Genomic DNA, 24,313 nt, shown 5'->3' with positions numbered 1-24,313 from the left:
CATCCGGTTATGAAAAGAAAATCGATCCGTAAGAATTTGTTTGCAGCAGGCTGTTTAATGGTAATGGCTGTTTCTGCAAGCGCGCAAAAACAGGAATTCAGTATCGCTGCCGGCGGTGGCTTGCAAGGGATCAACTATTCCATGAAACATGGTGATGTATCCCTGAAACCCGGATTCCAACTGGGCTTTGGATATATGCGAAGCATCGGCAGGAGATGGGGCATAAGAACAGGAGTAGAATTGGGATTATACCAGTCGAAGGTGAGCCTTGATCCCGGTACACAGTTCACCAGTTATGAGATCGATAGTGAGAACAGCGCTTTTGAATATCGTGTAAAAGCAAACGGTTATCGTGAAGAGCAAAAGTTCTGGGCCCTGAAGATCCCGGTGATGTTGCAACTCCATCCGGAATTCAATAAAAATGGGCTGTATGCCCAGCTTGGTGTGCAACTAGGCTTACCCGTAAGCAACAGTTATTCAACCAGCGCTGACCAGATATCCGCAACAGGTTATTATCCCGATTACAACCTGGAGATAACTGAGCTGCCCGTTCATGGTTTCGGTACGCAGAATGGGTGGAAAGGAAAAGGAGAGTACGACTTCAATTTGAGTTGGTCAGCCGCAGCCGAACTGGGATGGCGTTTCCGTATTGCAGCCAACAATAACCTGTATGCAGGTTTCTATGTTGATTACGGATTGAACAATATCAAAAAATCAGAAGGAGAAGGGAGCTTACTCAATTATCAACCTGAAGGTCTGGCACAAAGTAAAGCTGCCGGCGTTTTTTCATTAAAGAATGAAACCGGTAATGCCAGGCTGATGGCCTATGGCATTAAGTTGAGGATCGGCTTCGGTTCCGGTAAAACGAAAAAGAAAATTGAACCGCCACCGGCTCCTCCACCACCCCCTCCACCTGCTCTGGTGATAGATACGCCAGTAGTAGTAACTCCTGTTCCGGTTGAACCCGTAGTGATAGAATCAGTTGTTGTATCGGAGGTTCACGCAGATAGCCTCACTGACGATGAAATGAAGTTATTGGGCAGTCCTTTCCTGTTCGGCAAAGTAGGGGATACTACTTTATCTGCTTCCGCAAAGCAACATGTTATTGCCATTGCTGAAATTTTGAAGAAACACCCTGAGCTGATTGTAAATATTGAAGGGCATACCTGCAATATCGGGACCGACGCCGTGAATAAGCGGATCGGACTCGGGCGCGCCAATGCCGTGGCTGCTGCACTGAAAGCGGAAGGCGTAGACGCCGGTAGCCTGCAAACTACATCCAGAGCGCATCTGCAGCCGGTGGCGCCCAACAATTCAGAAGCCAACAGGAAAAAGAACAGGCGTGTTGTTTTGATAATATTGTAACTGTTATTGTCTCATGTAAGAATAACCTTTACAGGTATTCACTCATCTGCGAATAAAGGGATCTATCGTGATCCCTTTTATTTTTTTTGAGTATCAGCATTGTAATGTAATGAGCTCATAGGGTTTTCCGCTGCCGGGGTTTCCTTCTTCCATAAGTTTTGTCTATTTTTCCTGATCATGAATCCGAACAAAATTGTAGAGATCCCCCTGAGTAAAGGAAAGCTTATCAAAGGCTTTGCCGGCTCTGTGATATTTGTAGCTGCTTCCATCTGGATGCTCACAACAGATTCATCATCCGGCAGGGGCTTATTATCCAGTCCCATGATCAAATATAGTATTGCCGCTACCGGGATCGTCTTTTTCGGCTTCCTGGGTGTGATGTACCTGTTCAAGCTGTGGGACAGGAAACCAGGACTGGTCATAGATGAGAATGGGATCATCGATAATTCCGGTGGGCTGGCAGCGGGTTTCATCCCATGGACGGATATCGAAAATTTTTCCATTGAAAAAGTAATGAAACAGCAATTCCTCGTGATTGCTGTGAAGAATCCGGAATTCTATATCGAAAACCAGAAAAGTATCTTGAAGAAAAAAGGAATGCAGTACAATCTGAGAAGTTACGGTTCTCCGATTGCCATTTCTACCAATACGTTGAATTGTAAGTTGCCTGAGTTGCTGAATTTGCTGGAAGAAAGGAATAAAGCCTAAACCTCTGTCATGAAAATTTTTTTCACGTGCTATGGAGGGATTCTGCTGGCAGTATACGGTGCATTCTGGGGCGGGCAATTGCTGTCCGATTTCCAGGAAAGATTGTTGCAGGTGATCAGGAAAAGATGCTAAAAATGAATATCATTGATCCAGCATCCGCAGTGCGTTATTCTTCTTTTTTTCTTTTTCAGCTTTTGTAATGATATCCGGTGCAGCCGCTCTTTCCTTACAATCCATTATCCCACATCTTTCGCAGGTGGTATGCACCAGCCAGGAAGGAATGAGCGGATCATTCAGAGATGGCATGGTCCTAAGTAGATTCTGATCTATCAGCAATCCCAGCGTTACGCTCACCAGTTCATTGCTGTTGGTTGCCACCGGTTTGGCAATGGAAATACAGAGGTATTTGTTATGCGTCTGCCAGTATTCCGAGATCTGTGCTTCAACCAGTGGTGCACGAAGTTTCTTTGACCTCAATAGTTCCGCGATATGTTTGATGCTTTTGATACTGATCCACCTGCGACAGTATTGTTCATTCAATGCATTCGCATAGGGATTGTGCAGTTGGGATAGATGCAATTCTTTCGTGATCTCGAAATGATCGGAATCCATGGACCCATTCACTCTCAGGAAGAAAAGATTGCCGATGCTGAAATGGCGTGGAAGGATATTCGTTAGCCGCTGCATCATCATTTCCGGTGTTACATCATAGCTGTTCAATAGGTCCAGCCAGGATTTAGGGCTCCATTTTGGCTGACTGATCACCCGTTTCACATCATCAATAAAATGTTCCTCCGGCATCAGGAGCGCCACGGCGAAATAGGAAGCTTTGAAATTATTGAGCATGATCTCGAAAGATTCACTATGGCGGCTCACCGTTTCAAAAGGCCTTTCTGTGAACTGCAGGAATTGAAAGCCTGCTTCCCGCGACAGGAGAAAGTTTTCCTGGGCTCGGCTCAACCCTTTATTGAGGAAGAGCGTATTGTTATTGGCTGAATAGTATGATCGAACCGAATTGAGCGCATCGTTGCCGGCCATTTTCTTCCTGTTCACTTTTACATTCATGCCGAGGAGAATGGCTTCAAGCCGCGAGCCGTCAACAGGCACCTGGTCCTGCATCTTGTATTGTTCCCTGAACCTGCCCACTGCCTCTTCAATGTCTTCAAAATAGTTGTCGTGCAGATCCTGGTACGAGCGTAATGCGGACTGGTAAAAGCTTTCGCGGCTCAGTTGATAGCTTCTTGCAATTTTCAGGAGGGTGCTGATGAAGGCCGTAACCTTGTCTGGCGTATTGGAAAATAATTCCAGCAATGATGCCGGCGAGAGGCCGAAATGTTCCCAGGGTATGGCATTGATGAAATCCGAGTTGATAAGATCGATGATCGGTTGCAGCTTTTTATTGCCTCTCAAGGAAACGAGGTAATCGTAATCCACGCCCAGGGTTTTGGCAAGGGCAATGATCTTATCTGCCTTGGGGAATTTTTTTCCGGTTTCGATATCGTGTACATAGGAAAGGGAAAGCCCGGCTTTATCTGCCAGTTGCTGAAATGACAATCCCTTTTCCTGACGGAGGGAACGCACTTTCAAACCGAAGATCAGCCTTATGCTGTCGTTTTCAGATATCATGAGCCCAAAATAACTAAAAACCCAATTTTGCCGAAAAAAAATAATTCAGCGAAATTTTCGCTTTCGAAAGAATTTTCTATTTTTAGAGTAAATTCTACGTTATGGCAACCATCCCGAACAAAATGGGGCATCTGCCTGACAGCATGCTCCGGATCACCGGCCCTCTGCACCCCGGTTACGAACATGTACTCAATGATGAAGCCCTGCGCTTCCTCGTAGCATTACAACGCAGTTTCAACCACCGGAGAAAAGTCCTCCTCCTGGAAAGAGAGCAAAATCAGCAACGTATTGATCAGGGCTGGAAACCTGGTTTCCTGGCCGAAACAAAGTCCATCAGGGAAGGCAAATGGACTGTGGATCCCGTTCCGGATGATCTGCAGGACAGGCGCGTGGAAATTACCGGCCCGGTAGACCGTAAGATGATCATCAATGCGCTGAACTCAGGCGCTAAAGTGTTCATGGCTGATTTTGAAGACAGCAATGCGCCTAACTGGAGGAATATCATCGAAGGGCAGATCAATCTCACCGATGCCATTGACGGCAGTATCCGTTTTGTTGCTCCCGATAACGGAAAGGAATATGCGCTAAATGAGCATACAGCTACACTCATGGTTCGCCCGAGAGGATGGCACCTGGAAGAAAAGCATATCCTCATCGATGGAGAGCCAGCCAGTGCAAGTCTCGTGGATTTCGGACTGTTCTTTATCCGAAATGCCAGAAAGCTGATCAGCAAAGGCAGCGGTCCATATTTCTATTTACCAAAACTGGAACATTATAAAGAAGCCAGGCTATGGAATGATGTGTTTGTTTTTGCGCAGGACTATTGTGGAATTCCCCAGGGAACCATCAAAGCCACTGTACTGGTGGAAACCATCCTGGCTTCCTTTCAACTGCACGAGATCCTGCATGAGCTCCGGCATCATTCTGCCGGTATGAATTGCGGCCGCTGGGATTACATTTTTTCATTTATCAAAAAGTTCCGGAATATCCAGGGTTATGTGTTCCCAGACCGCTCACAGGTGACCATGACTGTTCCATTCATGCGCGCCTATACGCAGTTGGTGATCAAAACCTGCCATGAGCGCGGCGCTCATGCCATCGGAGGCATGGCGGCGCAGATCCCGGTAAAGAACAATCCGGAAGCCAATCGGACAGCCATCGAAAAAGTGAAAGCGGATAAGATACGCGAAGTAAAGGACGGGCACGACGGCACCTGGGTAGCGCATCCCGGGCTGGTGGCCACCGCCATGGAAATATTCGATGAGTATATGCCGGAGAGGAATCAATTGTACCGCAAGCGGGAAGATTTTTCCTGCACTGAAGCAGAGTTGTTGCAGTTACCTACAGGCAACATAACGGAAACGGGTATCCGCGCCAATATCAATGTAGGCATACTCTACCTGGAAAGCTGGCTTCGGGGAAATGGCGCTGCTGCTATCCATCACCTGATGGAAGATGCAGCTACCGCAGAGATCTCGCGCACCCAGTTATGGCAGTGGCTGAACAGCAAAGCGAAGCTGAGTGATGGAAGGATCTTTGATCAGCAGTTGTATGAAGATCTGCGGGATGATGAGATCGAATCCATACAATCAAGTGTTGGGTCAGAAGGATACCAGAAAGGAAAATATGTGGAAGCCATTTGCATTTTCAACAGGTTGGTAGTGCAGCCTGCTTTTGAGGAATTCCTTACCACCCAGGCTTATCAATCGATACTGAGCAACGCAGAAAGGAAACAATGTACCGAAGAGATCATATCCGTAAATCCCCTGACAATTCCTGAGGAGGAAATGAAAACCGCCTGAATGTTTCACTGATCCAATCACCGTCAAAATAAACAAGTATGAGTGCAACAGAGAAAGCGCTGTTGATGTCCCGGGATTGGGAGCACAACAGCCGATGGAAAGGTATTGTCCGTCCGTATACGCCGGAGGATGTATTGAAGCTTCGTGGAAAAGTGGAAATAGCGTATACACTTGCCAGTAATGGCGCCGGAAAATTATGGCGGCTCTTGCAGGAGCAGCCGGTGGTTTCGGCCCTGGGGGCTATGACCGGCAACCAGGCTGTGCAGGAAGTGACTGCGGGACTGGATGCCATCTACTTAAGTGGCTGGCAGGTGGCAGCCGATGCGAATATGGCCGGCGCGATGTATCCTGATCAATCACTCTATCCTGCGAACTCTGTTCCGGAAGTGGTGAAGAAGATCAACAATGCACTGCTGCGCTGTGAGCAGATCGATTCTGTGAATGGAACGGATTCGCGGGATTGGATGCGCCCCATCATTGCTGATGCAGAAGCAGGTTTCGGCGGGAACCTGAATGCCTTTGAACTGATGAAGGCCATGATCGAAGCCGGCGCTGCCGCAGTGCATTTTGAAGATCAACTCAGCAGCGCCAAAAAATGCGGTCACCTCGGAGGAAAAGTACTGGTACCTACGCAGGAAGCAATCCACAAACTCGTATCTGCCCGCCTGGCTGCCGATGTGATGGGAACTGAAACGCTCATCATTGCCAGAACAGATGCGGAGGCGGCCAACCTGCTTACTTCGGATGTGGATCCCCGTGACCTGCCGTTCACTACGGGTCAAAGGACTAATGAAGGATTCTACTTTATCAGGAATGGGATCGACAACTGCATTGCCCGCGGTTTGGCTTATGCGCCATACGCAGATATGCTGTGGATGGAAACCTCGCATCCCGACCTCGAAATGGCACGTGTATTTGCTGAAGCCATTCATGCGCAATTCCCCGGAAAGCTGCTGGCTTACAACTGCTCCCCATCTTTCAACTGGGCTAAGCATCTCAGTGAGTCTGAAATGCGAACCTTCCGCGAAGACCTGGCTGCATTGGGATACCGTTTCCAGTTCATTACGCTGGCTGGCTTCCATGCATTGAATACGTCGATGTTCGAATTATCGAAAGCATACAAGGAATCAGGAATGGCGGGCTTCTCTCAATTACAGCAACGGGAGTTTGCCTTGCAGGATGATGGTTTCAAAGCGGTGAAGCACCAGAGCTTTGTGGGAACAGGTTATTTCGATGCTGTGCAGAATGTGATCCAGCAGGGCAAGGCTTCCACTGTTGCAATGGCTGATAGCACAGAAGCGGCGCAGTTCCATTAAGAGGAACCATTGCTACAGCCTGCTCATTTTTTGAAAACCGGGATCGGGTTCAACGGGTGTTTCAGAAAATTCTTAAAAGCCTGTTTCACCAGAAAGAAATGGAAGCCGCGATTGGGAAACTGGCTTCTGTACGATGCCATCGTTTTCTTATCGCCTCCATATGAAAGCAGGCCCAGTGAAACGTCTATCCAGTCAGCTTTACGGAAAACTTCCACTGTTTGCTCATGCTCTCCCTGATAGGGTTTGATCTTATGATGCCAGTAGATCATTGCACTGATCTCCGGAATGAGTTCCTGTTTTCCATTTTCTGAAAGATATTTTTCGACCTGTCTGATAGAGGGTTGCAGGTAGTCGAAGGTGTGGTCCGTCCAGATACCGATATCATGATAAACGGCTGCAATGGCGTAGCGTTCCTGGTTGGCCGGGACATGATCAAGTATCATGCAGTTCAGGAAAACACGGAGCACGTGGTTCCTGTATTTTTCATAATCTGCTCCCAGCGCGGATCTGAAAGGCAATAACAAATTCTCTGCTGTGCTGATGGCATCCATAGATCGTATCAGTTTCCTGTTTTCAATTCTTTTATTTTCTGGTAAGCCCGCAGGGCTTTGTCTTTTTCACCGGCTGTAAGGTAAGCTTCTGCCAATCCTTGCCAGGAGCGGATGGAGGCAGGGAAGATCCTTGTATTCATTTCCAGGATCCGGATGGCAACTTCAGGTTGTTTCCTGTTGATGAACATGCGGCCGGCATCTATAAAGTTTCCTTCAAAATCGATATAACGAAAAGATGGGTCCTGCGCCATTTTCTTTGCCTCTGATTCCACCTCATTCATTTTACCGGTCATGAACAAACGTTTTAGTTTTTCCATCGGATCTGTTATGGTATTGCGTTCATTATGTGCAAGACAGGCTTCGAGTACAGGATCATTGTTTCGTTGATAATCGGAAAAGCTCATGTCGGCTGCAATGGTAGGTGCCAGCCAGGGAGCGTTCTCCCATTGGGGTTTATCCTGCCACCAGGCGAATGACAATAATACGGTGGTTTGTGTGTTGGGTAGTGTGATGCGGTTATTATCTCCGTAGAAATTGATATTTTCCGAACCGGGCTCACCCACAAACACGGCATTGGTGTAATTGGAGAATTCATTCACCAGGTTCTGACAGGCGGAGAAAGTTCTTCTTCCGATGATGACAAAGAATTTTCCCGGCTTGTTGATCTTTTTCGTTTCGATCAAACCTGTGATGATGGGTTTATTGAGATAATTGTTACCACCGCCGTTGAGCCGGAGGTCAAGCACCAGTCTTTCCACATCGTTCTTTTCGATGAATCCATATAATTCTTTGTAGAAAACGGAAATGGGATTTCCTGGTTCGTCCTGTATCTGGCTATGCCGGACGTATACTGTTTTGCTGTCGGGAAAATATTCGTAATAATAGATCCGGTCCTGATGCCTGAGCCATGAAGGAGTATTGCTGGTATCCCTGGCCGTTAGCCAACCCTTTCCCGGTTTGGTGAAGCCATAGAAACGGGGGATCTGGAAGGCTTCGCGCGCAGGTATCGTTTTATCGAATGTCTTTCCATTTTTTTCAAAAGTATAATTGATGCTGTTCTTCAGTGATTGGGTAATTCCCTGTGCGTGCAGGGCTTCGGGTATGCCGAGATAATCCAGGCCCCTGGCTTTGAAGAACTGATTGTTCTCGGAGGGGACCAGTAATTTGATGGCTTCAAGAACGGTTGCAATGGGAATGCCTTCCACTTTCAGTATCCTGGCTCCGGGAAGATCCGCATTTTCCCTGGTGGCGCCTTCCACATACAATCCATCTGCGAACCAGTAAAAATTGATGGGCGTCATATGGAATTTCAGTTTGGAATCGCGCCACGGCAAGGCCGTATGGCCATATTTGATACTGGCCACCATGCGTGTGAGACCTGCAAGGCATTCGTGTTCCTGCATGCGGGGCATGGCCTGGTAGAGTTTATCGGCGGCTGAATCAAAAGCGCCGGCGCTGATATTCTTAAAAAGGAAGGGGTAATCCCTGTGAATGGTTTGCTGAAGTAAGCGAAGATCTGCCTGCCAGGCAGCAGTATTGGTCTGAGACTTTGCGGCGATGAAGTACAGGCTGCCAGCCAGGATAAGGGATAGCATTCTCATGTAGATCGGTTTTGTGTAAGTTAAAAAAAAGAGATGGCATGATCGGAAATCATGCCATCTCTTCACCGAATATTCACCGGCTATTTAGCGGCCATTGGCGCGCAGAACGGTAATGTCTTTTTTTACATCATCGTCGTAAGTCTTTTTGATGATATAGTGCCAGTCTTTATCAGCTACATCGAGAAAGAATACATCACCTTTATTATGTTTCTGAACAGCATCCTGGAATTCTTTGGGGAAACTGTATTCACCAAAGAACCAGTCGGTATCGCCCTTGGTTTTGTTGCCGTCCATAGTGTATTTATCAGAGAGGGCGTTCCATGATTCACCTGCATTGATCTTCTGCATGATCTCTTTCTTCAGGGATTCAATTTCAGAAGGAGTGAGGGAACCGCCGTCAAGGAAGATATAGCTGGCGCGGAACTGAATGGATTCTTTTGCTTCCAGCACTTTGTAGGTTACATATCCAACGGAGAAGATATCGCCTTGTTTCTGGCGAAGCAATCTTTTATCGATCAGGGTGGTATCTTTTCCGGCAGACAGTTTAAGAAGGGCCGGTTTGAGTTGTGGATTGGCATCAATATACTGTTGCGCCTGCTGAACGGTAACGATCTTCTGGAATTTCTCTACCACCGTCTCCTGTGCAAATACCGATGCCGAAATGAACAGCAATAAGGCCGAAAGGCAATTTTTCATACACTGATTTTTAGTCTTTTTCATTGAGTTATTGACGTCTGTCTGAAGTTACTATTTTTTACATTTCCCGGGCCGGATACCGGTAACAGGTCCCCGTTAAAATTTTTTAATCGACGCTGTTCCACCGGGTTGTAACTGTCATAAGACAAGAAAAAGGCATTAACCGTGGCCTGCTGGCTTCGATTTCCGGAATCTGTAACATTTCATTAATTTATACGTCTTAATCCAGGGCCCGGTTGGGCAGGCAGCTCCAGTCCCATAAGCCACGGGTTGGATCTTTTCATTGTCCTAAACCAAACCTTCTTATGATCAAGTCCTTTCTGCGAATCAGCTGGCGGAACACCTGGAAGAACCGCAGTTTCACATTGATCAGTCTCAGCAGTCTGATCCTGGGGATCACCCTTTTTTTCCTGATCAGTCTCTGGGCCCGGGATGAACTCAGTTTCGATGCTGGTTTCGCCAATGGTCCGGCCGTCTGCCGGGTGGAAACCCAGCTCATCACGCCTGATGGGGGCTCGGAAACCACGTCCACCGCAGGTTGGCCGGTGGGAAAACATTTGAGAGCGGATTATCCTGACATTGCATCGCTTACGTATCTCCGCAACTGGAGGCCCATCATCAAACATCAGCAGGCATTTTATTATGAAAAAGCATTGCTGGCCGATGAACATTTCTTTTCCGTTTTCGGTTACCCGCTGCAGGAAGGTTCTGCAGCTACAGCCCTGAAAGATCCCTTCTCCCTGGTGATCAGTGCAGCGCTGAAGGAAAAATATTTCGGTAGTGTGGATGCTCTCGGTAAAGTGCTGGTGCTGGATGATTCAGTCCAGTACAGGATCACAGGGGTATTCGGCGAATTACCGGAAAACTCCCATCTAAAATTCGACATGATCGGTTCCTTTGCCAGTTTCTGTTCCATGTACCCCTTGGATTGTGAACAGGAGTTCGCATCCGGCTGGTTCGATCTCAACGTATACAATTATGTAAAACTGCAAAACAGTAATTCCGTTTTGGCTACTCAGGCAAAGATCAGCAATCTGGTACTGGAAGCGGGAAAAGAAGCTGTAGCGTTCACCGGCTTCAAATCCACACTGAGCCTGCGTCCTGTGCAGGACATTTACCTGTACTCCGATGCATCCACTGCGGGCGGTCCTGTTGGCAGTATCAAAATGGTGAAGCTTTTTGGAGGCATTGGTCTGTTCATCCTGCTGATCGCCTGTTTGAATTTTATCAATCTCAGTACAGCCAAATCTGTTGAGCGGGCCAAAGAGATCGGCGTACAAAAAGTGCTGGGCAGCAGTAGGGGTAAACTGATCTTACAATTCCTCACTGAAGCTGCATTCCTCTGCTTGTTTGCGGCAGGCATCAGTCTTCTGCTTACCTTACTGTTACTGCAACCGTTCAATCAATTCACAGGAAAATCATTTACCTGGCTGGATATAATTTCATTATCAAATCTTTCAAGCCTGTTCTTCACCATACTGATATTGATCCCTCTTGCAGGATTCTATCCGGCGCTTGTGCTCAGCGGCTTCAAGCCCATCAGTGTTTTGAAAGGGAATTTTGGAAGAAGCAATTCCGGGGCATTGCTCAGGAAAGCACTGGTGATTACGCAGTTCATCATTTCGGCGGGACTGATAATGGCCACCATCATCATGTGGAGACAGATGCAATTTATGCAGAGCAGGGAATTAGGGTTTGATAAGGGGAATACCATTCTCGTGAGTGTAAACAAAGTTCCCTGGATGCTCCGGCATGAAAGAACAGAAGTATACAAAACTGCGCTGCTGGGTATTTCGGGCGTGAAGCATGTGAGCGCCTGCAATGCTGTGCCGGGCCGGACAGGATGGAATGGACAATTCGCATATCCGGAAGGAAGATCGAAGGAAGATGCGTTGTCGGTGGAATTCATTCCCGTGGATGCGGACTATGTAAAAACAATCGGCCTGCAATTGAGTGCGGGCAGGGATTTCCTCAAGGGGAGCAAAGCTGATGAAGAAGAATCCTTCATCATCAACGAGGCCGCTGCAGCTTATTTCGGATGGGGCAATGCGGCCAATGCACTGGGAAAGAAATTGTCTACTTCCGGTAAGGATGGAAGGGTAGTAGGTGTATTGAAAGATTACCATCAGCATGGGCTACAGGAATCCATCAGGGCTGTTGTGCTCAGCCCGATGGCCAATGTGAACCTGTTTGCAGTCAGGTATGAAGGCATTGCAGCGGGCAGGATGATAGAAAACGCCAAAGCAGCCTGGGATAAAGTGTATAGCGGCTACCCGATGGAATACTTTTTCCTGGATGAAGATTTTCAACAACAATATAAAAAGGAAGAAAAGCAACAGGCATTCATGGCGATGGCTGCGGTACTGGCCATTGTGATCGGGTCCATGGGATTACTGGGCCTTGTGATCTATACTGCACAAAGAAGAGTGAAAGAGATCGGCATCCGGAAAGTATTGGGCGCCAGCGTTGCCGGTATAGTTGCGTTGCTTTCATTCGACCTGCTCAAACTGGTTGCCTGGGCTGTACTGCTAACGGTGCCGCTCACCTGGTGGCTGATGCATACCTGGCTTCAGCAGTTTGCTTACCGTGTTGCTATCAGTTGGTGGATATTCGTTGTTGCAGGAGTGGTAGCGCTATTGGTGGCGTTGCTTACCATCAGTATCCAGGCTGTGCGCGCAGCACTCGCCAATCCGGTGAATAGTTTGAAAAGCGAATAATGAACGTTAGAATTCATTAAATTACAATAAGCATTCGCGATTAAACAATTTGCCATGATACAGATCGGTAATACGCCGTTGATCAAGCTGTCTCGCCTGCAGGAACACGGAGCGGCTGAAGTTTTTGTAAAAATAGAAAGTGCTAATCCTACAGGCAGTATGAAAGACAGGATGGCGCTGTTGATGATCGAAGGGGCGGAAAAGCGTGGTGATCTGCGTCCCGGCGGTACTGTAGTGGAGTACACGGGAGGCAGCACGGGCAGCTCACTGGCGATGATCTGTGCAGCGAAAGGTTACAAAGCGCATTTCGTTTCATCGGATGCATTCGCGGATGAAAAACTGCGTACCATGCGCGCCTTCGGTGCTGAGCTGGAAATATTTCCTTCTCATAATGGCAGTATCACTGCTTCACTGATCGCTTCTATGATAGAGCGGGCCAGGGAATTGAGTAAAGAACCGAATACATTCTGGACAGACCAGTTCAACAATGAAGACAATCGCAATGCCTATCACGAAATGGCAGCTGAGATCATCCGCGCCATGGGGCCTGATATTGCAGAGTTCATCACAGGTGTTGGAACAGGCGGCAGTTTTTCCGGCAATGCTGAGATCATGAAGCGCGAATTGCCTGGCATACGATGCATCGCCATAGAACCGCTGCATGTACGTGCACTCTCCGGTGGCGAGATCTCCGGCAAACACCGGCTGGAAGGGATCGGCGCCGGATTCGTACCTTCCATATGCCGTCTCGATCTCGCAGATGAGATCGTAGCAGTTGCAGATGAGGACGCCTATGAAATGGCCCGCAAACTCACCAGGGTGGAAGGTATCTGTGCGGGTATCACCGGCGGCGCCAATGTATGGGTTGCCTTACAACGTGCAAGGGCGCTGGGCGTCGGAAAAAAGATCGTGACCATTCTCCCCGATACCGGATTGAAATACCTTAATGGCGACCTGTACAGATAGAATGCTCAAGGTGAGTGACACACGCCGCCTGTTCGGCTAGTAGAATATATTATTGTTGAAGATCTGTTTTTCCCGGAATGTGAAAACTACTTTGTAAGTGTTGGGTATATCCATCACCGATAGTTTGGAATTGAGATTCCCGTTCTACCAACTTGTAGTCTGATACTATTGAATGAGTTTCTTTTTTTCGTCGTAAAGACCTACCAGAATACTGTTCCCTTTATCATCTATCCGGAGGCCGCCATACCTGGCGATGGCAAATGTATCAGCCCTGCCTTCCTGGAAGAAATAATCCTCCGCGCCCAGGGAATGCCGCCAGGAGTCAGTATGATATTGGATCAGGTATTCCCCGGAGTTCAGCGGTTGACGCCCCGCCTGGATCCGCTGTCTGCGTGCTACCAGGCCGGAATCGAGCGTGATCACGTAGTAACCTTTGCGCGGAACGTTCTCATTGATCTCATTGGCAATGGCGTAGCGGAGGCTCATGTAATCTCCCTGCATGAGTGAGCGGGGATCCACCGGCGCCAGTTCCAGCAAAACCAGTTTGCCCGTTGCCAGTGTTTTCTCTTTTTCCATTACGGAGTAATGGTAGATACCGAGCGCCAGTACAAGGTTCAGCAGGATGATGAAGAGCTGGTATCTTTTCATTTTGATGTCAGTTTTTTGTGTGTGAGCAAACAGAGCAGCAGAAAGAAGAAGCCTGTACCCATCATCATGAGCGACTTAGTAAGCAGGGTGGCGCTGAGCGAATAATAGAAATCACTCACAAACCAGATCAGCGCCAGGATACCGGCCACGATCCCTGTTTTGTAATTCACATAAAAACATAGCAGGATGATCAGTAGTGAAATGGCAATGCTCGGAGCCCAGAAGGTTGGTGCCAGGGTCAGGATAGCCGCCGTGAATGCAATAACAGTTGCCGCAGGTTGATGCAACTCCAATCTCTTCAGGATCTTCGGGGTCAAAAAAAGGATGCAGACAATGGCGAGTATGGAAGATATCCAGCCGCTATATTTTGTCCGGAACAGCCAGCCATCGTTGGATAAGTAGATACCCTCGAACAATATGGCCGCAAGCGAACCTAACCTAACGGGGTTGTACAGCCGTGAAAGCCTGGTATTGCCGGAAGCGATGCGTGGTTCTTCCAATAGCCAGAAAGTGAAAAAGAGGATCACCAGGCCGGTATACGATTCCAGGGGAAGATAACTCCTGTAACGGAAGGAATGAATCAAACCTATGATGGCCGCGTGTAAAATGCAGGTAGCAGTGAAAGACATCATGTAATTCTGAACGAATAACATCGAGATCAGCGAAATGATGATGAACATCAGGGAAACAGCCGTTTCGTCCATCCGGCTTTCCATGGTGCCCAGCAGGATCAGGAGGCAGCCACATATAAAAAAGGAAACGGCAAATGTGTCCAGTATCAATATGTCATATACTCTTTTTACGATCAGGGCTCCGGCCACGAAGATGAAACCGGTAATGGCCATACCAAGACCAGAATTGTACAGGTCTGCTAAAAAGAGGAACCCCAAAAATGCACAGGTAACCAGGAAGCCGCCAATAACAGTAAGTACTTTGATGGCAATGCCCGACCTGTCCGCATTGGCTTTTTCGTAAGCGGTGAGAAGTGCTGGTTCATCTATCTGTAAGGATCCGCCTTCGCGCGCGCGGAATATTTCCAGGACTGCATTTATCTCAGGCTGCTTTTTCATGGCTCCATTGTTTTTGAAGGGTGAGCAATGATTTGATGAGCATCGTGGTGCCGGCTCCGAGGAAAATACAAACCAGCAATACAGAACCGGTAGTGGGATTAGCTATTTCCAGTATGCCGGCACAGAGGATGATCATCATACTGAAGCCGGTCACGGCAATGAAAAAAACGCTTTGTTGTTTAAAAGCATAATAAATGATACCGGCATAGCTGATGATCACGGCAGCCAGCAATAGTGTGAAAGAGATGCTCATCCTGCCAAAGATGCCTGTGCTTACGCCAATGGTAGCCACCGTTGCTCCGGCCAGTGCCAGAACAATGATGAACCATTGTGGGATTGATCCTGATCCGAAATGTTTCAGCAGCAGTGTCACTGCCAGGCCGATGGCATTCACCAGGAAGAGCAGGAGCGGGGCAGTCATTTCAGAAAGATCGGCTCCTGTTTGCCGGAGATACAGCTGAACCGTGATATTCACCAATGCGAGCCAGATCAGCCAGAGTGGTGCGAAACCGGCAACTATCACCCAGAGGAGAGTGCAGAGCGTCCAGTTCAGGAAGAGGTCATAGGCGTCGGCTCCAGTCTGGTATACCTGCCCGAATACGGCAAATAAAACGCCGATCATCACGGATGCTGCTGTGAGCAGTATATTCCGGACCAGCAAATTTTTTCGTATGAGCAGGGCAGTTAGTGTAAACAGGATCACCAGCCCCTCGATGATACCGAGCTTCACAAATTTGTGCAGGGCATCCCAGTTGTAGGCGAAGAAAAAGATCACACCTGCCAGCATGAAGCCGGCGCCCAGGCTCAGGAACAATATTTTCAGGAACTGTTGCCAGGCATCCTTTCCACTATACACAAAATTGCGCAATGCAGACCGGATTGAGGCAACAGGCAGATTACTATGCCTGCTCAAAAGATGGATGTCTTCCCTGTCAGGAGTAGTCATCAGTGTTTGTTTTAATGAAGTTATCTATTAACGGCAATATTTGCAAGGACAGGCTCAAAAGCGCATAGCCCATGCCAGCAACATCATATACCCGGCTGCAATTCCCTGGAGCGGCGCTGTGGCTACATCTGCAGGAATAGTTACCAACGTCAGGAGGTAGCGGGTGTATTTCCTCTTATGTGAAGGCTCCACGGAAATAGCAATATTGTTGATGGGAACATAAGTGCTTTGATAAGGGATTGCGGGTTGGTACAGGAACAACATCCGCTTTTGTTTTTTCATGATCCAGTCTGTTTCGTACCTGTATTCATCCGGATCGATGGGCAGCCTGAACCGGTGTGTGATATTACTATCTGTTGGACCGGGTGCATAAAATCCTTCCAGAACTTTTTCCTGCTGGTACTCGATCTCCGGTGTATAAGCCAGTGAATCCGAAGTATTGTAATGGATGGAATGAATGCGGTTCACGCCATATAAAAGCTTTTCGCCGGGAGAGAATTCCCCTTTTACACTATTATACTTCAGATAAATTCTCATCAGCGTATTCACGGGCACTACCAGATGGACCGGTACATTTCTTTTTGTTCCCGATAGTTTTGCTGTGAAGTTTACTATAATATTGCCTGAGGTATCTGTCCATGCATCCCGGATCTGATGGATCCGTTGTGGCTTCCGGTCTGTGGCGGCTTTCTTGATCACGGAGCTTGTGATACAGCTTGTCAGGAATAAGGGTAAAAGAAAAATGATGCAGGATTTCATACAGGGTGAATTGAATGGTACCGATAAAAATATATAAAACCAGTCAGGTTCGCAATTGAACGTCTTTGGCGCCCATATGTCCCCGGCTGTGCTGACTATCTTTCTCAGGATGCAGCAGCAGGCTTCTTTTCACAAAGTGAATGAGGAGCTGGAATCGCTTACAGGAATCCGGCAATGCTTCAAGGGGGAGGAAGAATGGCTGCAATTCAGGTCTGCCCTGGATTCCGGAGAGGAAGTGAAGACTGAAAGGGACCGTGCTGAGTTCGGGGATTTTCAAACGCCACCCGCATTGGCGGAAAAGATCACGAAGCTGGTATCCAGGAATGGCAGCCTGCCTGGTATCCTGGTTGAGCCAACCTGCGGCAAGGGGCATTTCATCATTGCAGCTATCCGTACCTTTCCCTGCATCAGGGAAGTGCATGGTCTGGATATTCATCAGCCATATCTCTGGCAAACTAAATTCTCCCTTATCGATCTCTATCTCGGGCAACCTGATTTGAACAAACCAGCCATCTATTTACACCATGGAAATGTTTTCGATTTCAACTTCGAAACTTTGGTGCTGAATGATCAGCAACCTTTGTTGATCATCGGTAATCCTCCCTGGGTCACCAATGCGATGCTCGGCAGCATGGCATCTTCCAACCTGCCGGAGAAATCCAACTTCAAACAGCAGGATGGTATTGCCGCCGTTACAGGCAAAGGCAATTTCGATATTGCAGAGAATATCACGCTGATGCTGCTGAAGGCCTTTCACGGTTTTTCCGGGCAGATGACATTGCTGGTAAAAAATTCCGTGATCAGGAATATCCTGTTGGAGCAATACAGGCTGCGGTTCAGCATTGGTGAAATGCGGCAATACCAGATCAACAGCCTGAAGGAATTTGAAGTGAAAGCTGAAGCCTCTTTGTTTTCCTGTAAGCTGAACAGTGAAGCAGACTTTACCTGTACTCAAAGAAGTTTCTACAGACCGGAAGAAACAGGGCTGGCATTCGGCTGGGTGGAAGAAAAGTTCGTTTCAAACACAGATTCGTATATTCAGCATCGTTATATAGAGGGGAAATCGCCACTGGAATGGCGGCAGGGCCTGAAGCATGATTGCTCCCTGGTGATGGAACTGGAGAAAACCGGACAGGATTACCGGAATGCCCTGCAACAAACCATTCGCCTGGAAGATGAACTGGTTTTCGGATTGCTCAAAAGCTCCGATCTGCAACAGGACCTGGTGGACTCCGTTCGGAAATTCACCATTGTTACCCAGCATAGACCCGGAGCAGACACAGATTTCATCCGTCAGTATCCGGCCACCTGGGATTACCTGCAACAGCACCGCCAGTTATTCCTGAACCGTCGTTCATCGATTTATAAAAACAAACCGGCATTTTCCATCTTCGGAATTGGCGACTATTCTTTCAAGCCTTACAAAGTGGCTATATCAGGATTGTACAAATCATTCCGCTTTGCACTTGTATTGCCGCAAAATGGAAAACCGCTCATGTTGGATGATACCTGTTATATGCTGGGATTTGATGAGCCGGACTACGCAGTTTATACCTGGGTGCTGCTGAATTCCGCTGTTGCAAAGGATTTCCTGGCGAGCATTACCTTCAGCGATGCCAAACGGACTTTCACCAAAGAAGCATTGATGCGCATCGATCTGCAGGCGCTGGCAAAACATTTGCCCGAAATGCAATTGCAAGAGGAAATAGAAAAACTGAACAACAGGTATGGGCAGTCAATAACTGTCCAAAGATGGGCTGCTTACTGTCGATGGCTGGCCACCGGTTCATGATTGTCTGGTGACCATGTTCGCTTTTTTTGAAGGTCTACATCAGATACTGTTGCCGAAAACACTAAATTGCAAATTAACCCGACGATATCTGAGCTCTGATGCAAAACGAAACCGAACTGCTATATCGTATTTCCCGTGGAGACGAACAGGCTTTTAACGAGCTGTATGAGCAATACTGGCCCAGGGTATATGCTTATATGGAGAGCCTTGTGAAGAGTCCGGAGACTGCCGAAGAGTTGGTGGTGGACATCTTTGTGAAACTCTGGTCCGGCAGGGAATGGCTGGAGCAGATCCAGAATGTGGGTGGATTCCTTCGCACTGCCGCCCGCAATAAAGCACTCGATTATTTTAAAACTACAGCCAGGAAAAAGAAACTGATGCTGGCCTATCACGCAGATATGGTCATTCTTTCTTCGCGTCCCGTATCGGACCATAAGCTGATGAGCGAAGAAACGGCACGCATCTGGCGTGAGGCCATCAGTAAGCTCAGTCCCGCGCGTCAGCGCATCTTCCTCATGCACCGCGAAGAAGGTTTATCGTACAACGAAATTGCTCAACAGCTGAATATATCGCCCGCAACTGTCAAGAAAACAATGTCCATCGCCCTGGATTCCATTCGTGAATTCCTGCGTACGCATTATAAAGACAGTCTTGCAGGGCTGCTCATATTTCTCCTTTTGTAAATCTTTAAAAAAAATCTGCTGATGCGATACTACCAGGAGAATTAGTTGTCGTCATTAGTAGAAATATGCCGGCATGTCCGTTCCCAGGCAAGAAATCCAGGAGTTGTTCAAGAAGCTTGTTTCAAATGAAAGTACGGAACAGGAGACGGAAACTTTTTTCCAGTTGGTGAAAGACCTGCCGGAAGATGATGTGCTGATAGAACAGCTGGATGCCTGGTGGGATTCCGTGGATGCAGGAAAGTCCAGGGACCTTGTGCAGGAGCGCCGCATCTGGCAGCAGGTGCGGGAGAAGATGAATCCTGAAGAGTATTTGCCGGCCCCTGTTCATCTGATCTACCGCAGGCGTACCTGGAATATTGCAGCAGCAGTGCTGATACTGGTGGCAGCGGGTATATTCCTCTGGACACAGCGGCGGCCGTCGGTTGATTACCGTCAGCCTTATGCCCAAAGCCTCGATGCAGATATCCAACCAGGTACAGATGGCGCTGTTCTTACATTGGCTGATGGCCGGAAAATATTGCTCGACAGTTTGAAGGATGGACTGGTAGCCAGTCAGCTTGGAGCTGATATCACGTTACAGGATGGCCGCATCGCATACAATGCAGCCGGAAGCAAAGGAGCGCAACCCGCCTGGAATACTATCACCACACCCAGGGGACGACAGTTCAAAGTGATGTTGCCCGATGGCACACAGGTATGGCTCAATGCCGCCAGTTCCATCACTTATCCCACATTCTTTGCCGGCGCAGAAAGAAGAGTGGAAGTTACCGGCGAAGTCTACATGGATGTAGCCAAAGATGCCAGGAAAAAATTCAAGGTGAAAGTGAATAACCAGGCAGTTGTGGAAGTAACAGGCACCGAGTTCAATGTGAAAGCCTACACTGATGAAGCCACCATGGCTACCACGCTGGTGGAAGGTGCCGTGAAGCTTTACAAGACAACTGACACATCCTGCTGGCATTGTCCGCAATCGGTGATCAGTGAGGTGAAGCCCGAAAAGGCAGTGAGCCTCGTACCCGGACAGCAGGGCGTGATCACAGATAACGCACAGGATCAAACGAAAAACAAGAATAGCTCCGGAATACTGGTATTGAACGATATCGATAAAGACAAGGTACTGGCCTGGAAGAATGGCTTTTTCAATTTTACCGGTATGAGCTCCCGGGACGCGATGAACCAGCTGGTACGATGGTACAATATAGAAGTAGTGTATGAAAAAGCCGTTCCTGAAATAGAATTCTTTGGTGACCTCAGAAGGGATATGAGCCTCGCGGATGTATTGACGGCACTGGAAGTGGCAGGCGTTCAATTCAAAGTTACAAGCGGAAGAAAAATAGTTGTATTGCCTCAATAACCATACCTCATCCTGGTACTCTAATTAGCAAATTTTTAATGTTCCGGTGCTGCACAAGCGCCACAACTTGACATTGCAAAAAAATGATTGCCTGTAATGAAAAACCGGAAGCGCTCTGACCTGCTTCCGGCGAATTCGTCAGGCTAATCCAAATTCAATGGAGGAGAATTTTTTATTAACCATAACTAATGCAAAAGTATGCAAAAAACTGCTTTTTGTATCCGGGATGTTGTTGCCTTTTCCAACCCGGTAGCGCCACCGGGCATTGAAAGAAGCCGGCATCGCCTCATTCAGAAACCAATACTGATTGCGATGAAACTCACAGCCCTGCTTTTATTGATTGGCAGCCTCCATCTTTGTGCAGCCACTCATTCTCAAACCATTACTTACGAGGGGAAAGATGTGCCCCTTTCCAAACTGTTCAGCGTTATCAAACAGCAGACAGGCTTTGGCGTATTCGGCAATGCAAGACTGCTTAAGAACACCCACCGGGTGAGCATTGTAGCCAACAATATGCCATTGCAGGAATTCCTTCACATTGCGTTCAGTAATCAACCCCTTACTTACCGGATTCTGGATAAAACAATTGTCCTCTACAGCAAGGAGGATGAAGCCGGCGCATTGTCTGAAGGCATCCAGCCTGCACCTGTAGTGATTGAAGAGCCCGAGCCGGAAGCCGATCCCGTGAAAGGACGGGTACTGGCCGAAGATGGCAAACCCCTTTCAGGTGTAAGTGTTCGTGTGAAAGGAACTTCCATCGGCGTTTCTTCCGATGACCTGGGCAATTTCAGCATCGATGCAAAAGAAAAACAAACCCTCCTGTTCTCCTATATTGGTATGGAATCACAGGAGTTCAAAATTATTGATCCGTCAAAACCCGTGAGGATCGTGCTGAAAACTTCCGAAGCTGCCATGAAAGATGTGGTAGTCACAGGATACAGTAATCTCAAAAAGGAAAGCTTTACCGGTAATTCGGTTAGAGTAGATCGTGAGCAGATCCTGAAAGTGAGCAACCGCAACGTGATAGATGTATTGCAGGTGTTCGATCCGTCTTTCAGGATTGAAATGAACAATATCATGGGATCGGACCCCAATACTATGCCTAAATTCTATATCCGCGGGCGTTCTGGTATCGGGGTGAAAGCCCTGGACAATATCGATGTGTCGCAGGCTGCCCTCACCAATAATCCCAATCTTCCCATCTTCATCATGGATGGATTTGAGGTAACGGCCGAAAGGGTGTACGACTTCGATCCAACCCGTATCAAATCCATCACCATCCTCAAAGATGCCGCTGCTACCGCCATCTATGGCTCACGCGCAGCAAACGGAGTGGTGGTGATCGAAACGGTAGCCCCCATGCCCGGTAAGATCAGGGTGAATTATAATTTCGTTTCCACCCTTACATTACCGGATGTTTCCGACTATAACCTGATGAACGCTTCGGAAAAACTGGAAGCGGAAAAACTTGCAGGTTTCTTTGAAAGTGACAATCCCAATCAAATGGGCCAGTTGCACAATGAATACATCAAGAAGAATAATCAGATCCTCCGGGGCATCAATACTGACTGGATCTCACAACCGCTCACCAATGAGTTCAGTCAGAAACATGCTCTCTCCTTCGACGGTGGAACCAACGAGATCCGATTCAATGCTCTTCTGCGCTACGACAAACAGAATGGCGTGATGAAGAAATCCAGCCGTGAACGCATGGGCGCAGGCTTCGTATTCGAATACCGTACCACCAAATTCCAGGTGCGCAATGATATCAACTACGATGTAGTGAAAGCCACCAACTCACCTTACGGCGTGTTCAGCGATTATACCTGGAAAGCACCCTATGATGAGATGGTTGACAGGAATGGAAATTACCTGTTCCAGACAAATCTCTGGCACAGTGGTAGCAGCGAGCTCAATCTGCTGAATCCCCTGTATGAAGTGCATAATACCAAAAACTTCGACAGAACAGGGTATAATAACCTTGTGAACAATCTTTCACTTGTGTACCGCATCCTTCCCAAACTCAACCTCCGCGGGCAATTGGCGATCACCAAGAACACAGATGAAAGTGAGAAGTTCACTGATCCTGTGTCCGGAAGGTACCTTACCGGTTACGGTCTCAACCAAAGCGAGATCGGAGAACTAAGGCTGAACAGGATTGAAAGAACGGCCATTGCTACCAAGCTCTTCGCCAATTACATGAACAGGATCGGAATGCACGATATGAACTTCTCTGCCGGTATTAATACGGACGAGGTTAAAAGTACCGGAGAACAAAGTACGTATACAGGCTTTCCTTCAGGCTCACAAAATTCACCCGCATTTGCAGCCAAAATAGCGCTCAAACCTGGTTTTTCGGATAATCATACCCGTAACTTCGGGTCCTTTATCGCATTGAACTATTCCTTCAATGAGATCTACCTGGCCGACGTTTCTGCACGTCTCGACGGATCTTCGGAATTCGGTACAGAAAAACGTATCGCACCTTTCTGGTCGCTCGGAGCCGGTCTGAATATCCACAAGTACAAATTCCTCCGCGATCACAAGATCATCAGCAGGCTGCGTGTTACGGCCAATATCGGACAATTGGGTAAGACCAATTTCCCGCCCTATGCAGCAAAAGATATGTTCGCGCTGAGGAACGATTGGTACAGAACTGGTGTGGGCGCTACCCTGATGGGACTGGGCAACCCCCTCCTGACCTGGGAGAAAACACGCACCAAAGACCTCATCTTCGACGTGGGATTGCTCAACGATCGTTTCAATTTCAATATCAACTTCTATAATAAGGAAACCATCGACCTCGTAAACGATGTGGATCTCCCTTCTTCATCCGGCTTTTCCAAATACAAGGACAATATCGGCCGCATCCTCAACAGGGGTGTGGAGATCCAGTTGCGCGCAGATGTTTACAAGACCAAAGATGTGATCATTGCCGTGTATGGTAATTTGGGCCACAATAAGAACAAGATCCTCGACATTTCACAATCGCTCAAGGAATACAACAAACGTGTGGATGCACAATATGATGGTTACAATCAATGGAGCTCTACCGATCCCTCCAAAAAAGACCAGTTCAGCAGGGCGCATACGAAATATGTTCCCGGCGGATCACTTACTTCCATTTTCGGTATGCGATCACTCGGCATCAACCCGATGGATGGAAAAGAGATTTTCCTTAAAGCTGATGGCACTGTCACTTACGACTGGGAAGCTGCCGAGCAGGTGATCATCGGTGACCTTGCTCCTGATATTACGGGCGCTTTCGGGCTCAATATCAGCTATAAGGGCTTCACCCTTTTCACTTCCTGCTTGTATGAATCCGGTGGTCAGCAATACAACGAAACACTGCGCGATAAAGTGGAAACCGTTGATCTTTACAACAGGAACACAGACCGCAGGGTGCTGCAGCAACGCTGGATCAAACCCGGTGATATCACTGCACTCAAAGACATCAAGGAGCGCAATATGGCCACCAGGCCCACTTCCAGGTTCATCCAGGATTACAATGTGATCACCATCAACTCACTCAGTCTCGGATACCAGTTCAGACCTGATATGCTTAAAAGGTTTGGCCTGAGCATGCTTCGTGCGCAGCTCAGCACCAATAATCTCGCCACTATCTCTACTGTAAAACAGGAGAGGGGATTGAGCTATCCTTTTGCGAGATCATTCGATTTCTCTTTAACTGTGGGACTATAAACCGAAACAAC

19 protein-coding genes are annotated in these 24,313 nt (G+C 47.8%); 11 read left to right on the top strand and 8 right to left on the bottom strand.

Translation table 11 applies throughout. The features are described from left to right. Nucleotides 1-9 precede the first annotated feature (9 nt). The 3 genes from FSB84_RS02695 (at nt 10) to FSB84_RS31355 (ending at nt 2,205) form a co-directional block, all read left to right on the top strand. Nucleotides 10-1,365, top strand: a complete 1,356-nt coding sequence (locus FSB84_RS02695; protein WP_130543020.1) for an OmpA family protein — start codon at nt 10-12, stop codon at nt 1,363-1,365. Between the two features lie 177 nt (nt 1,366-1,542). Beyond that, nucleotides 1,543-2,073 (top strand): STM3941 family protein, encoded by a 531-nt coding sequence (locus FSB84_RS02690; RefSeq protein ID WP_130543021.1) that lies wholly within the window; start codon nt 1,543-1,545, stop codon nt 2,071-2,073. A gap of 9 nt (nt 2,074-2,082) precedes the next feature. Beyond that, nucleotides 2,083-2,205, top strand: a complete 123-nt coding sequence (locus FSB84_RS31355) for a hypothetical protein (RefSeq protein WP_262713788.1) — start codon at nt 2,083-2,085, stop codon at nt 2,203-2,205. 9 nt (nt 2,206-2,214) lie between these two features. On the opposite strand, the gene FSB84_RS02685 is transcribed toward FSB84_RS31355, so the two are convergent. Then, a complete protein-coding gene (locus tag FSB84_RS02685; RefSeq protein ID WP_130543022.1) occupies nt 2,215-3,699 on the bottom strand; it encodes an XRE family transcriptional regulator in 1,485 nt (494 codons plus the stop codon). A 101-nt stretch (nt 3,700-3,800) separates the two neighbouring features. On the opposite strand from FSB84_RS02685, the gene aceB reads away from it, so the two are divergent. Further along, complete coding sequence (gene aceB, locus FSB84_RS02680; protein WP_207234302.1) at nt 3,801-5,501, top strand: malate synthase A; 1,701 nt, start codon at nt 3,801-3,803, stop codon at nt 5,499-5,501. 38 nt (nt 5,502-5,539) lie between these two features. Then, nucleotides 5,540-6,817 (top strand): isocitrate lyase, encoded by a 1,278-nt coding sequence (aceA, locus tag FSB84_RS02675; RefSeq protein WP_130543023.1) that lies wholly within the window; start codon nt 5,540-5,542, stop codon nt 6,815-6,817. 23 nt (nt 6,818-6,840) lie between these two features. On the opposite strand, the gene FSB84_RS02670 is transcribed toward aceA, so the two are convergent. The 3 genes from FSB84_RS02670 to FSB84_RS02660 all read right to left on the bottom strand — a co-directional run bounded on the left by FSB84_RS02670 (nt 6,841) and on the right by FSB84_RS02660 (nt 9,665). Beyond that, complete coding sequence (locus tag FSB84_RS02670; RefSeq protein WP_130543024.1) at nt 6,841-7,368, bottom strand: HD domain-containing protein; 528 nt, start codon at nt 7,366-7,368, stop codon at nt 6,841-6,843. A gap of 8 nt (nt 7,369-7,376) precedes the next feature. Beyond that, the gene (locus FSB84_RS02665; protein ID WP_130543025.1) at nt 7,377-8,969 is read right to left on the bottom strand and encodes a hypothetical protein; all 1,593 of its coding nucleotides are present in this window, start codon (nt 8,967-8,969) and stop codon (nt 7,377-7,379) included. Between the two features lie 84 nt (nt 8,970-9,053). Then, on the bottom strand, nt 9,054-9,665 hold the full coding sequence (locus FSB84_RS02660; protein ID WP_158643757.1) for a peptidylprolyl isomerase: 612 nt from the start codon (nt 9,663-9,665) through the stop codon (nt 9,054-9,056). 305 nt (nt 9,666-9,970) lie between these two features. Here FSB84_RS02660 and FSB84_RS02655 point away from each other — a divergent pair, with 305 nt between their 5' ends. Together FSB84_RS02655 and FSB84_RS02650 are read left to right on the top strand one after the other, a co-directional pair. Beyond that, a complete protein-coding gene (locus tag FSB84_RS02655; protein ID WP_130543027.1) occupies nt 9,971-12,382 on the top strand; it encodes an ABC transporter permease in 2,412 nt (803 codons plus the stop codon). Nucleotides 12,383-12,436: 54 nt separating this feature from the next. Then, nucleotides 12,437-13,348, top strand: a complete 912-nt coding sequence (locus FSB84_RS02650; RefSeq protein WP_130543028.1) for a PLP-dependent cysteine synthase family protein — start codon at nt 12,437-12,439, stop codon at nt 13,346-13,348. A 165-nt stretch (nt 13,349-13,513) separates the two neighbouring features. Here FSB84_RS02650 and FSB84_RS02645 read toward each other — a convergent pair whose 3' ends face one another. The 4 genes from FSB84_RS02645 to FSB84_RS02630 are packed head-to-tail and all read right to left on the bottom strand — an operon-like array spanning nt 13,514 to nt 16,771. Then, a complete protein-coding gene (locus FSB84_RS02645) occupies nt 13,514-13,996 on the bottom strand; it encodes a GDYXXLXY domain-containing protein (protein WP_130543029.1) in 483 nt (160 codons plus the stop codon). Further along, nucleotides 13,993-15,066, bottom strand: coding sequence for a DUF4401 domain-containing protein (locus tag FSB84_RS02640; protein ID WP_130543030.1), 1,074 nt, complete (start codon nt 15,064-15,066; stop codon nt 13,993-13,995). The genes FSB84_RS02645 and FSB84_RS02640 overlap by 4 nt, the downstream gene beginning before the upstream one ends. Further along, complete coding sequence (locus tag FSB84_RS02635; protein WP_130543031.1) at nt 15,050-16,012, bottom strand: DUF2157 domain-containing protein; 963 nt, start codon at nt 16,010-16,012, stop codon at nt 15,050-15,052. The genes FSB84_RS02640 and FSB84_RS02635 overlap by 17 nt, the downstream gene beginning before the upstream one ends. Nucleotides 16,013-16,066: 54 nt before the next feature. Continuing rightward, nucleotides 16,067-16,771 (bottom strand): hypothetical protein, encoded by a 705-nt coding sequence (locus FSB84_RS02630; protein ID WP_130543032.1) that lies wholly within the window; start codon nt 16,769-16,771, stop codon nt 16,067-16,069. Nucleotides 16,772-16,859: 88 nt separating this feature from the next. On the opposite strand from FSB84_RS02630, the gene FSB84_RS02625 reads away from it, so the two are divergent. The 4 genes from FSB84_RS02625 to FSB84_RS02610 all read left to right on the top strand — a co-directional run bounded on the left by FSB84_RS02625 (nt 16,860) and on the right by FSB84_RS02610 (nt 24,302). Beyond that, nucleotides 16,860-18,563: a DNA methyltransferase family protein gene (locus FSB84_RS02625; protein WP_130543033.1), complete on the top strand. Its 1,704-nt coding sequence runs from the start codon at nt 16,860-16,862 to the stop codon at nt 18,561-18,563. Between the two features lie 98 nt (nt 18,564-18,661). Next, a complete protein-coding gene (locus tag FSB84_RS02620) occupies nt 18,662-19,246 on the top strand; it encodes an RNA polymerase sigma factor (RefSeq protein WP_130543034.1) in 585 nt (194 codons plus the stop codon). Between the two features lie 103 nt (nt 19,247-19,349). Next, a complete protein-coding gene (locus FSB84_RS02615) occupies nt 19,350-20,600 on the top strand; it encodes a FecR family protein (RefSeq protein ID WP_158643756.1) in 1,251 nt (416 codons plus the stop codon). Between the two features lie 198 nt (nt 20,601-20,798). Further along, nucleotides 20,799-24,302, top strand: coding sequence for a SusC/RagA family TonB-linked outer membrane protein (locus tag FSB84_RS02610; protein WP_130543036.1), 3,504 nt, complete (start codon nt 20,799-20,801; stop codon nt 24,300-24,302). Nucleotides 24,303-24,313 lie beyond the last annotated feature (11 nt).

The sequence above is a fragment of the Pseudobacter ginsenosidimutans genome (assembly GCF_007970185.1).
Taxonomy (GTDB): Bacteria; Bacteroidota; Bacteroidia; order Chitinophagales; family Chitinophagaceae; genus Pseudobacter; species Pseudobacter ginsenosidimutans.
Note: the sequence above shows the minus strand (reverse complement) of the source record. Positions and strands in the feature narration are given on the sequence as shown.

Excerpts from the sequence above, each read along its gene's own strand:
- FSB84_RS02690 (WP_130543021.1), top strand. The coding sequence starts at position 1,543 with ATGAATCCGAACAAAATTGTAGAGATCCCCCTGAGTAAAGGAAAGCTT.
- FSB84_RS02610 (WP_130543036.1), top strand. The coding sequence starts at position 20,799 with ATGCAAAAAACTGCTTTTTGTATCCGGGATGTTGTTGCCTTTTCCAAC.
- FSB84_RS02695 (WP_130543020.1), top strand. The coding sequence starts at position 10 with ATGAAAAGAAAATCGATCCGTAAGAATTTGTTTGCAGCAGGCTGTTTA.
- FSB84_RS02655 (WP_130543027.1), top strand. The coding sequence starts at position 9,971 with ATGATCAAGTCCTTTCTGCGAATCAGCTGGCGGAACACCTGGAAGAAC.
- FSB84_RS02630 (WP_130543032.1), bottom strand. The coding sequence starts at position 16,771 with ATGAAATCCTGCATCATTTTTCTTTTACCCTTATTCCTGACAAGCTGT.
- aceB (WP_207234302.1), top strand. The coding sequence starts at position 3,801 with ATGGCAACCATCCCGAACAAAATGGGGCATCTGCCTGACAGCATGCTC.
- aceA (WP_130543023.1), top strand. The coding sequence starts at position 5,540 with ATGAGTGCAACAGAGAAAGCGCTGTTGATGTCCCGGGATTGGGAGCAC.
- FSB84_RS02665 (WP_130543025.1), bottom strand. The coding sequence starts at position 8,969 with ATGAGAATGCTATCCCTTATCCTGGCTGGCAGCCTGTACTTCATCGCC.
- FSB84_RS02660 (WP_158643757.1), bottom strand. The coding sequence starts at position 9,665 with ATGAAAAATTGCCTTTCGGCCTTATTGCTGTTCATTTCGGCATCGGTA.
- FSB84_RS02620 (WP_130543034.1), top strand. The coding sequence starts at position 18,662 with ATGCAAAACGAAACCGAACTGCTATATCGTATTTCCCGTGGAGACGAA.
- FSB84_RS02685 (WP_130543022.1), bottom strand. The coding sequence starts at position 3,699 with ATGATATCTGAAAACGACAGCATAAGGCTGATCTTCGGTTTGAAAGTG.
- FSB84_RS02640 (WP_130543030.1), bottom strand. The coding sequence starts at position 15,066 with ATGAAAAAGCAGCCTGAGATAAATGCAGTCCTGGAAATATTCCGCGCG.
- FSB84_RS02650 (WP_130543028.1), top strand. The coding sequence starts at position 12,437 with ATGATACAGATCGGTAATACGCCGTTGATCAAGCTGTCTCGCCTGCAG.
- FSB84_RS31355 (WP_262713788.1), top strand. The coding sequence starts at position 2,083 with ATGAAAATTTTTTTCACGTGCTATGGAGGGATTCTGCTGGCAGTATAC.
- FSB84_RS02670 (WP_130543024.1), bottom strand. The coding sequence starts at position 7,368 with ATGGATGCCATCAGCACAGCAGAGAATTTGTTATTGCCTTTCAGATCC.
- FSB84_RS02645 (WP_130543029.1), bottom strand. The coding sequence starts at position 13,996 with ATGAAAAGATACCAGCTCTTCATCATCCTGCTGAACCTTGTACTGGCG.
- FSB84_RS02635 (WP_130543031.1), bottom strand. The coding sequence starts at position 16,012 with ATGACTACTCCTGACAGGGAAGACATCCATCTTTTGAGCAGGCATAGT.